At 72.1% G+C, this 10,376-nt stretch carries 5 protein-coding genes and 1 pseudogene; all 6 read right to left on the reverse strand.

Going from position 1 to position 10,376, the window contains the following annotated elements; genetic code table 11:
- Nucleotides 1-27: 27 nt before the first annotated feature.
- The gene (locus ABD794_RS08265; protein WP_344961979.1) at nucleotides 28-1,488 is read right to left on the reverse strand and encodes a glutamate synthase subunit beta; all 1,461 of its coding nucleotides are present in this window, start codon (nucleotides 1,486-1,488) and stop codon (nucleotides 28-30) included.
- A pseudogene (gltB, locus tag ABD794_RS08270) lies at nucleotides 1,481-6,014 on the reverse strand (glutamate synthase large subunit). Before gltB ends, ABD794_RS08265 begins: the two are co-directional and overlap by 8 nt.
- A 273-nt stretch (nucleotides 6,015-6,287) precedes the next feature.
- Nucleotides 6,288-7,019 carry a VIT1/CCC1 transporter family protein gene (locus tag ABD794_RS08275; protein ID WP_344961981.1) on the reverse strand — a complete coding sequence of 244 codons (732 nt, stop codon included), beginning with the start codon at nucleotides 7,017-7,019 and terminating at the stop codon, nucleotides 6,288-6,290.
- Between the two features lie 559 nt (nucleotides 7,020-7,578).
- On the reverse strand, nucleotides 7,579-8,511 hold the full coding sequence (lgt, locus tag ABD794_RS08280; RefSeq protein WP_344961983.1) for a prolipoprotein diacylglyceryl transferase: 933 nt from the start codon (nucleotides 8,509-8,511) through the stop codon (nucleotides 7,579-7,581).
- 93 nt (nucleotides 8,512-8,604) lie between these two features.
- Nucleotides 8,605-9,387, reverse strand: a complete 783-nt coding sequence (locus tag ABD794_RS08285) for a DsbA family protein (RefSeq protein ID WP_344961985.1) — start codon at nucleotides 9,385-9,387, stop codon at nucleotides 8,605-8,607.
- Nucleotides 9,388-9,452: 65 nt separating this feature from the next.
- The gene (gene trpA / locus ABD794_RS08290; RefSeq protein WP_344961987.1) at nucleotides 9,453-10,268 is read right to left on the reverse strand and encodes a tryptophan synthase subunit alpha; all 816 of its coding nucleotides are present in this window, start codon (nucleotides 10,266-10,268) and stop codon (nucleotides 9,453-9,455) included.
- Nucleotides 10,269-10,376 lie beyond the last annotated feature (108 nt).

Consider the following 10,376-nt stretch of genomic DNA (forward strand, 5'->3'; position numbering starts at 1 on the left):
TTGTACGGTGCGGCGAACCTGGCGTGATCACACCGCCAGCGCCCGGTCCGTCGGCCGGATCGGTGCGGGCAGGGTGCTCGCGCCGGTCAGGTGGCGGTCCACGGCGCGGGCCGCCGAACGGCCCTCGGCGATGGCCCAGACGATGAGCGACTGGCCGCGGCCCGCGTCGCCCGCGACGAAGACGCCCGGGACGTTGGTCGCGAAGTCCGCGTCGCGTGCGACGTTGCCGCGCGCGTCCAGCTCCAGGCCGAGCTGCTCGACGAGGCCGTTCGCCCGGTCCGTGCCCGTGAAGCCCATGGCCAGGGTGACCAGTTGGGCGGGGATGCGCCGCTCCGTGCCCGGCTTCTGTTCGAGCTTGCCGCCGGTGAACTCCACCTCGACCAGGTGCAGCCACTGCACGTTGCCGTCCTCGTCGCCCTCGAAGCGGGTCGTGGAGACGGAGTAGACGCGCTCGCCGCCCTCCTCGTGGGCGGAGGTGACCTTGTAGAGGAGGGGGAAGGTCGGCCAGGGCTGGCCCGCGGGGCGTTCCTCGCCGGGCCGGGGCATGATCTCCAGCTGGGTGACGGACAGGGCGCCCTGCCGGTGCGCCGTGCCGACGCAGTCGGCGCCGGTGTCGCCGCCGCCGATGACGACGACGTGCTTGCCCTCGGCGGTGATGGTGGGCGCGACGTAGTCGCCCTCCTGCACCTTGTTGGCGACGGGCAGATACTCCATGGCGAAGTGGACGCCCTTCAACTCCCGCCCGGGGACGGGCAGATCGCGGGACGTCGTGGCGCCCGCCGCGATGACCACCGCGTCGTACCGCCCGCGCAGCTTCGCCGCGTCGATGTCGCGGCCGATCTCCACCTCGGTGCGGAACTTGGTGCCCTCCGCCCGCATCTGCTCGATGCGCCGGTTGATGTGCCGCTTCTCCATCTTGAACTCGGGGATGCCGTACCGCAGCAGGCCGCCGATGCGGTCGGCCCGCTCGTACACCGCGACGGTGTGACCGGCCCGGGTCAGCTGCTGGGCGGCGGCGAGGCCGGCCGGGCCGGAGCCGATGACGGCGACGGTCCGGCCGGAGAGCCGCTCGGGCGGCTGCGGGGTGACGTCGCCGGTCGCCCACGCCTTGTCGACGATGGTGACCTCGACGTTCTTGATGGTGACGGGCTGCTGGTTGATGCCCAGCACGCACGCCGACTCGCACGGGGCGGGGCACAGCCGCCCGGTGAACTCGGGGAAGTTGTTGGTCGCGTGCAGCCGCTCGCTCGCCGCCCGCCAGTCCTCCCGGTACGCGTAGTCGTTCCACTCGGGGATGAGGTTCCCCAGCGGACAGCCGTTGTGGCAGAAGGGGATGCCGCAGTCCATGCAGCGTCCGGCCTGCTTGCTGATGATGGGCAGCAGGGCGCCGGGGACGGCCACCTCGTTCCAGTCGCGGACGCGCTCGGCGACCGGGCGGGAGCGGGCGACCTCGCGGTCGGTGGTCAGGAAGCCCTTCGGGTCAGCCATGGGTCGCCGCCTCCATCATCTTCTCGTGGGTCTCGGTCTCGGAGAGACCGGCTCGCTCGGCGGCGTCCTTGGCGGCGAGCACTGCCTTGTACGTGGTCGGGAGGACCTTGCGGAAGCGGTCCGCGGCCGCGTCCCAGTCCGCGAGGAGGGCCGCGGCGACGGTGGAGGCGGTCTCCTCGTGGTGGCGGCGCACCACGCCGTGCAGCCACCGCCGGTCGGCCTCGTCCAACGGCTCGACGGCACCGGCCCAGTTCCCGGTTGACGTTCCGCGGGTCCAGGTCGAGGGCGTACGCGACGCCGCCGGACATGCCGGCCGCGAAGTTGCGCCCGGTCGGGCCGAGGACGACGGCGCGGCCGCCGGTCATGTACTCGCAGCCGTGGTCGCCGGCGCCCTCGCAGACGACGGTGGCCCCGGAGTTGCGGACGCAGAACCGCTCCCCGACGCTGCCACGCAGGAACATCTCGCCGCCGGTGGCTCCGTACGCCAGCGTGTTGCCGGCGATGGTGGAGTACTCGGCGAGGTGGTCGGCGGCCCGGTCGGGGCGGACGACGATCCGGCCGCCGGACAGGCCCTTGCCGACGTAGTCGTTGGCGTCGCCCTCCAGGCGCAGGGTGACGCCGCGGGGCAGGAAGGCGCCGAAGGACTGGCCCGCGGACCCGGTGAAGGTGATGTCGACCGTGTCGTCCGGGAGTCCGGCGCCGCCGAACTTCCGGGTGACCTCGTGGCCGAGCATGGTGCCGACGGTCCGGTTGACGTTGCGGATCGGCACCTGGGCGCGGACGGGGTGGGGCTCCTCGGCGCCGACCGTGTCGAGCGCGTCGGCGGCCAGCTTGATCAGCTGGTTGTCGAGCGCCTTGGCCAGGCCGTGGTCCTGGGCGACGGCCTGGTGGCGGACGGCGCCGGCGGGCAGGTCCGGCACGTGGAACAGCGGTGCCAGGTCCAGGCCCTGGGCCTTCCAGTGGCCCACGGCCCGCTCGACGTCCAGGAGTTCGGCGCGGCCGACGGCCTCCTGGAGGGTGCGGAAGCCCAGCTCGGCCAGCAGCTCACGGACCTCCTGGGCGATGAACTCGAAGAAGTTCACCACGAATTCCGCCTTGCCGGCGAACCGCTCGCGCAGCACGGGGTTCTGGGTGGCGATGCCGACAGGGCAGGTGTCCAGGTGGCAGACGCGCATCATGACGCAGCCGGAGACGACGAGCGGCGCGGTCGCGAAGCCGAACTCCTCGGCACCGAGCAGGGCGGCGATCAGCACGTCCCGGCCGGTCTTGAGCTGGCCGTCGGCCTGGACGACGATGCGGTCGCGCAACCCGTTGAGCAGCAGCGTCTGCTGGGCCTCGGCCAGGCCCAGCTCCCAGGGGCCGCCCGCGTGCTTGAGACTCGTCAACGGCGAGGCGCCCGTACCGCCGTCGTGTCCGGAGATCAGCACGACGTCGGCGTGCGCCTTGGACACCCCGGCCGCGACCGTGCCGACGCCGACCTCCGACACCAGCTTCACATGGATGCGGGCGGCGGGATTGGCGTTCTTCAAGTCGTGGATCAGCTGCGCCAGATCCTCGATGGAGTAGATGTCGTGGTGCGGCGGCGGGGAGATGAGCCCCACACCGGGCGTCGAGTGCCGCGTCTTCGCTACCCACGGGTAGACCTTGTGGCCGGGCAGCTGGCCGCCCTCGCCGGGCTTGGCGCCCTGGGCCATCTTGATCTGGATGTCGTCGGCGTTGACCAGGTACTCGCTGGTGACGCCGAAGCGTCCGGACGCCACCTGCTTGATGCCGGAGCGGCGCGCCGGGTCGTACAGCCGCTCCGGGTCCTCGCCGCCCTCACCGGTGTTGGACTTGCCGCCCAGCCGGTTCATGGCGATGGCGAGCGTCTCGTGGGCCTCCCGGGAGATGGAGCCGTACGACATGGCGCCGGTGGAGAACCGCTTGACGATCTCGGCGACGGGCTCGACCTCGTCCAGCGGGACGGGCTCGCGGTCGCTGTCGAACGTGAACAGACCGCGCAGCGTCATCAGCCGCTCGGACTGCTCGTTCACGCGCTGGGTGTACTGCTGGAAGATGTCGTAGCGCCGCTCGCGCGTGGCGTGCTGGAGCCGGAAGACGGTCTCGGGGTCGAACAGGTGCGGCTCGCCCTCCCGGCGCCACTGGTACTCGCCGCCTATCTCCAGCCTGCGGTGGGTGGCGGGGATGCCGGTGGCCGGGTACGCCTTGGCGTGCCGGGCGGCGACCTCCCGCGCGACGACCTCCAGGCCGATGCCGCCGATCTTGGTGGTGGTGCCGTGGAAGTAGGTGTCCACGAAGGAGGCGTCGAGGCCGACGGCCTCGAAGACCTGGGCGCCGCGGTAGGAGGCGACGGTGGAGATGCCCATCTTGGACATCACCTTGAGCACGCCCTTGCCGAGCGCCTTGATGAGGTTGCGGATCGCCTGCTCGGGCTCGGTGTCCGGCAGGAACGTCCCGGCGCGGACGAGGTCCTCGACGGACTCCATCGCCAGGTACGGGTTGACGGCCGCGGCGCCGTAGCCGATGAGCAGCGCGACGTGGTGCACCTCGCGGACGTCGCCGGCCTCGACCAGCAGGCCCACCCGGGTGCGCTGCTTGGTGCGGATGAGGTGGTGGTGGATCGCCGAGGTGAGCAACAGCGAGGGGACCGGGGCGTGTTCGGCGTCGGAGTGCCGGTCGGAGAGGACGATCAGCCGGGCGCCGTCGGCGATGGCCGCGTCGGCCTCGGCGCACATCGCGTCCAGCCGGGCGGCCAGCGCGGCGCCGCCGCCGGAGACCCGGTAGAGGCCGGAGAGCGTGACGGCCTTGAGGCCGGGCAGGTCGCCGTCGGCGTTGATGTGGATGAGCTTGGCCAGCTCGTCGTTGTCGATGACGGGGAACGGCAGGGTGACGCTGCGGCAGGAGGCCGCCGTCGGCTCCAGCAGATTGCCCTGCGGGCCGAGCGAGGAGACCAGGGAGGTGACCAGCTCCTCCCGGATGGCGTCCAGCGGCGGGTTGGTGACCTGCGCGAAGAGCTGGGTGAAGTAGTCGAAGAGCAGCCGGGGCCGCTCGGAGAGCGCGGCGATGGGCGAGTCCGTGCCCATCGAACCGATCGGCTCCGCACCGGACTTGGCCATCGGCGCGAGGACGACGCGCAGCTCCTCCTCGGTGTAGCCGAAGGTCTGCTGGCGACGGGTGACCGAGGCGTGGGTGTGCACGATGTGCTCGCGCTCGGGCAGGTCCTCCAGGTCGATGAGGCCGGCCTCCAGCCACTCCCGGTAGGGCTGTTCGGCGGCGAGGGACGCCTTGACCTCGTCGTCCTCGATGATGCGGTGCCCGGCGGTGTCGACCAGGAACATCTTCCCCGGCTGGAGGCGGCCCTTGCGGACGACCTTCGCCGGGTCGATGTCGAGGACGCCGACCTCGGAGGAGAGGACGACCAGTCCGTCGTCGGTCACCCAGTACCGGCCGGGACGCAGGCCGTTGCGGTCGAGAACGGCGCCGACGAGGGTGCCGTCGGTGAAGGTGACACAGGCCGGGCCGTCCCAGGGCTCCATCAGCGTGGAGTGGTACTGGTAGAAGGCGCGCCGGGCCGGGTCCATGGAGGCGTGGTTCTCCCAGGCCTCGGGGATCATCATCAGCACGCTGTGCGGCAGCGAACGCCCGCCCAGGTGCAGCAGCTCCAGCACCTCGTCGAAGGAGGCGGAGTCGGACGCGTCGGGCGTACAGACCGGGAAGGTCCGCTCCAGCGGCGCGTCGCCGAACAGCCCGCTCGCGAGCTGCGACTCCCGCGCCCGCATCCAGTTGCGGTTGCCGCCCACGGTGTTGATCTCGCCGTTGTGCGCCACGAAGCGGTACGGGTGGGCGAGCGGCCAGCTCGGGAAGGTGTTGGTGGAGAAGCGGGAGTGGACCAGGGCGATGGCCGTGGCGAAGCGGCGGTCGGAGAGGTCCGGGAAGAAGGGCTCCAACTGGCCGGTGGTCAGCATGCCCTTGTAGACGACGGTGCGGGCGGAGAGCGACGGGAAGTAGACGCCGGCCTCGCGCTCGGCGCGCTTGCGCAGCACGAACGCCTTGCGGTCGAGCGCGATCCCGGTGTTCTCCCCGTCGGCCACGAACAACTGCCGGAACTCCGGCATCGTGGCCCGCGCGGAGCTGCCCAGCAGCTCGGGGGCGACGGGGACGGTGCGCCAGCCGAGGACGGTGAGCCCTTCCTCGGCGGCGATCGTCTCGATGACCGAGACATCCGCAGCCGCCGGGAGGAAGGCGATGCCGACCGCGTACGCGCCCTGCTCCGGCAGCTCGAAGTCCACGACCTCGCGCAGGAACGCGTCCGGGATCTGGACGAGGATGCCGGCGCCGTCCCCCGAGTCGGGCTCGGAGCCGGTCGCGCCGCGGTGCTCCAGGTTGCGCAGGACGGTGAGCGCCCGGTCCACCAGGGCGTGGCTCGCCTCGCCGGTGAGGGTCGCGACGAAGCCGACGCCGCAGGCGTCGTGTTCGTGGCGAGGGTCGTACATACCCTGCTGGGCGGGGTGGGATGCAGAACGCATCGGCGCTCCCGTCGTCGTTTTGGCTTCATGCCGTGCATGTACCGAGGGACGACGCTGGCCCTCCGCGAAATTTCGTGCAGGTTACACACCGACTCCCACGATGCGGAAGCCTCATCCCACTATCTGGGACGCTCTGGGATATCCCGGGTGGATTCACCCTGCCGAACAGGCTGCGCGGGCGGCACTGCCCGCGGGTTTGGTTAGGTGTGCCCTGTCGGCGGAGGGTTGAAACAGGGCCGAAACCTGCACGTTATGCGGTGCCCCGCAAAAGCATCACCCGACAGCGGTGCCGAAGGCAAGACCCAACAGGTAGGTGACTCCGGCGGCGGCCCCGCCGAGCAGCAGCTGGCGCAGCCCGCTGAACCACCACGACCGGGCCGTCACCCGGGCCACGACGGCTCCGCAGGCGAAGAGCCCGAGCAGGGCCAGCAGCACGGCCGGCCAGAGCGTGGAGCCCCCCAGCAGGAAGGGCAGCACGGGCAGCAGGGCGCCCAGCGCGAAGGAACCGAACGAGGCGAGGGCGGCGGTCATCGGCGACGGCAGGTCGGACGGGTCTATGCCCAGCTCCTCGCGGGCGTGGATCTCCAGCGCCTGCTCCGGGTCGCGGGACAGCTGCCGGGCGACCTCCCGCGCGAGGGCGGGCTCCACGCCGCGGGAGACGTAGAGCTCGGCCAGCTCCTCCTGCTCGTCCACGGGGTGCCTGCGCAGCTCGCGGCGCTCCACGTCCAGCTCGGCGAGGACGAGTTCGCGCTGCGAGGCGACGGAGGTGTACTCGCCGACGGCCATCGAGAACGCGCCCGCCGCGAGGCCGGCGAGGCCGGTGATCACCATGGTCCGGGAGGACACGTCGCCGCCGGCGACACCGGTGAGAAGGGCGAGGTTGGAGACCAGGCCGTCCATCGCCCCGAAGACGGCGGGGCGGAGCCAGCCGCCGTTGACGTCGCGGTGCGTGTGGTTGTCGCGGTGGGCGCTGTGTGTGGCCGCGACGTTGTCGAGGACAGCCATGGTGTGTGCGTGCTCCTTCGGGCGAGTTCGGCGCGGGGGCGCCGATGGGTTCGAAGGTACGCACGATCGCGGTGATCCGCTAGCAAGGAAGGCCGAACTTACCCCGCTGACCTGGGGGTTCGCCCCAGCCCCGCCCTAACCCGTTTCCGCAGGGGCTCCGCCCCTCCGGAACCCCGCTTGCGCGCGAAGGCGCGCGGGTCCCGCGCGCCGCGCGGGTAGGGCGGGGCTCCGCCCCCGCACCCCACCGGGGGCTGCGCCCCCTGGCCCCCGCCGGGCCCGCCGACGCGGGCTCCACCAGCGCCCTGCGGGCGCTGTCCTCAAGCGCCGGACGGGCTGATGGTGCGCGCCAGGGCTGGATTTCAGGCGCGGGCACGCCAGTCCAGCCCGTCCGGCGCTTGAGGACAACCGCGCGGAGCGCGGTTGCGGGGTCCAGGGGCAGAGCCCCGGGCAGGGGCGCAGGGGGCGCAGCCCCCGCCCACCGTGGCGAAGCCGCGTTGCGGGTCCGGGGCTTGCCCCGGAGGAAACGGTGAAAGGGCGGGGCCGGGGCAAAATCCCCCGGCTACTTGGCCGGCTTCGGCTCCGCCTTCCCGGACGGCCCCTCCGGCGTCCCGCCCCCGCCGCCGGAGGACGCGCCACCGGAGGACGCGCCGTCCCCGACGGCAGCGTCCTCGGAAGCCCCCGGCTCCACCACGGCCTCCCGCCCAGGGACCCGGCGCGCGGACACCACGATGTACGCCGCCGCCGCCAGGAACACCAGAATCGACGTCCACCCGTTCAACCGCAGACCCAGCACATGATGCGCCTCGTCCACCCGCAGGTACTCCGTCCAGAAACGCCCCACCGTGTACGCCGCCACGTACAGCGCGAACGCCCGGCCGTGCCCCAGCTTGAACCGGCGGTCCGCCCAGATCACCAGGGCCGCGACGCCCAGGCACCACAGCGACTCGTACAGGAACGTCGGGTGGTACGTGCCCGCCACCCGCCCGATCGCGGGATCCGCGTCGATCTTCAGCGCCCAGGGCACGTCCGTCCGCTTGCCGTAGAGCTCCTGGTTGAACCAGTTGCCCCAGCGGCCGATCGCCTGCGCGATCGCGAGGCCGGGGGCCACCGCGTCGGCCCAGGCCGGCAGCGGGATGCCCCGGCGGCGGCAGCCGATCCACGCGCCGACCGCGCCCAGCGCGACCGCGCCCCAGATGCCGAGGCCGCCCTCCCAGATCTTGAAGGAGTCGACCCAGTTCCGGCCCTCGCCGAAGTACAGCTCGTAGTCGGTGATGACGTGGTAGAGCCGGCCGCCGACCAGACCGAAGGGCACGGCCCAGACGGCGATGTCGGCGACGGTCCCGGCCCGGCCGCCGCGCGCGATCCAGCGTCGGTTGCCGAGCCAGACGGCGACGAAGACGCCGATGATGATGCAGAAGGCGTAGCCGCGCAGCGGGATCGGGCCCAGGTGGAGGACACCGGTCGACGGGCTGGGGATGTATGCGAGATTCATGGCACCACCGACGCTACCCTGCCGGGCGGCATACACGGCAACCCGCCCGGGACAACAGCTGCGTAACAGGCGGAACAGGGGTGACGGAGAACCTCAGTGCTCCTTCGCCGCCCCGACCGTCATCTCCCGCAGCTTCGCCGAGGTCAGCGGATGGGCGGGGTCGCCGTAGATGCTCTTGCCGTTGAGCAGGACGGTCGGCGTGGCCTTGAGCTTGAGCTTGCGGAACGCCTCGTGGGACTGCTGGACCCAGCTCTCGTGCATGCCGTCGTCCACGCACTTCTGGAAACCGGGGGTGTTGAGCCCGGGGACCTGGCCGGCCAGTTCGTAGAGGCGGGACGTGGACGCGAAGGCGTCGTTCGTCTCGGGCGGCTGGTTCTTGTAGAGCACGTCGTGGTACGGGGAGAACTTGCCCGCGTCCTGCGCGCAGGCGGCCGCGTTGGCCGCGGTGAGGGAGCCCTTGCCGCCCAGGTTCTTGTCGATGAGCGTGACGATGTGGTACTCGGTGCGCAGCTTTCCCTCGTCCTCGAGGTCGTGGATCGTCTCGCGGTAGGCGTTCTCGAACAGGGCGCACGCCGGGCAGCGGAAGTCCTCGTAGACCGTGAGGGTCGCCTTGGCGGCCTGCTTGCCCACCGGGATGGTCGAGCCGTCCTTGCCGAGGGCGCCCTGGGGCGGCACCGCCGGGCCGGCGGCCGTCTCCTTCTTCCCCCCGGAGTTCGCCACCACCGCCGCGACGCCCGCGCCGGCGCCCAGCACCCCGAGCACCACCGCACCCGCGATCAGGGTCCGCTTGCGTCTGTCCCGGGCCTCGTCCTTGAGGCGCTGTTCCTGCAGCCGCTCGCGGGCGGTGCGCTTTCCGTCGCTGTTCTTCTGGCTCACGTCCCCGTACAACGAACCGGGGGTGCGGCCCAGCGCACCCCCGGTCCCAGGTTCCTTCGAACGGGTTACCCGTGTCGGCGCACGCCCGCCGCGAGGTCCCCCGCGAGGGCGCGCACGGCGGCCAGGCCGGACTCCAGGTCGTCCGCGTCCAGCAGCCGCTTGACGAAGGCGGAGCCGACGATGACGCCGTCGGCGAAGCCGGCGACCTCGGCCGCCTGCGTCGCGTCGGAGACGCCGAGGCCCACGCAGACCGGCAGTCCGGTCACCGCGCGGGTGCGGCGCACCAGGTCCTGGGCCTCGCGGCCGACGGACTCGCGGGTGCCGGTCACGCCCATGAGCGAGGCGGCGTAGACGAAGCCGGAGCCGGCCGCCGTGATCTTCGCGAGCCGCTCGTCGCGGCTGCTCGGGGCGACGACGAAGACCGTGGCCAGGCCGTGCTGTTCGGCGGCCTTGCGCCAGGCGTCGGCCTCCTCGACCGGCAGGTCGGGCAGGATGCAGCCCGCTCCCCCGGCCTCGGCGAGGTCGGCGGCGAACCGCTCGACGCCGTAGTGGTCGACCGGGTTCCAGTAGGTCATGCAGAGGATCGGCGCGCCGGTGGCCCGGTGCACCTCGCCGACCGTGCGGATCACGTCGGCGATCCGCACCCCGCCGCGCAGGGCGATGTCGTCGGCGGTCTGGATGACGGGGCCGTCGAGGACGGGGTCGCTGTGCGGCAGGCCCACCTCGACGATGTCGCAACCGCCCTCGATCATGGCGGTCATGGCCCGGACGCCGTCGTCGACGGTGGGGAAGCCGGCCGGGAGGTAGCCGACGAGCGCGGCGCGGTTCTCCGCCCGGGCCTTGGCCAGGACGTCGTTCAACAGCCCGATGTTCCCGCTCACTTGGCGTCCCCCTCGTTGTAGAGCCCGAAGTAACGGGCCGCCGTGTCCATGTCCTTGTCGCCGCGCCCGGAGAGGTTGACCAACAGCAGGCCGTCGGGGCCGAGTTCG

The sequence above is a fragment of the Streptomyces thioluteus genome (genome assembly GCF_039535865.1).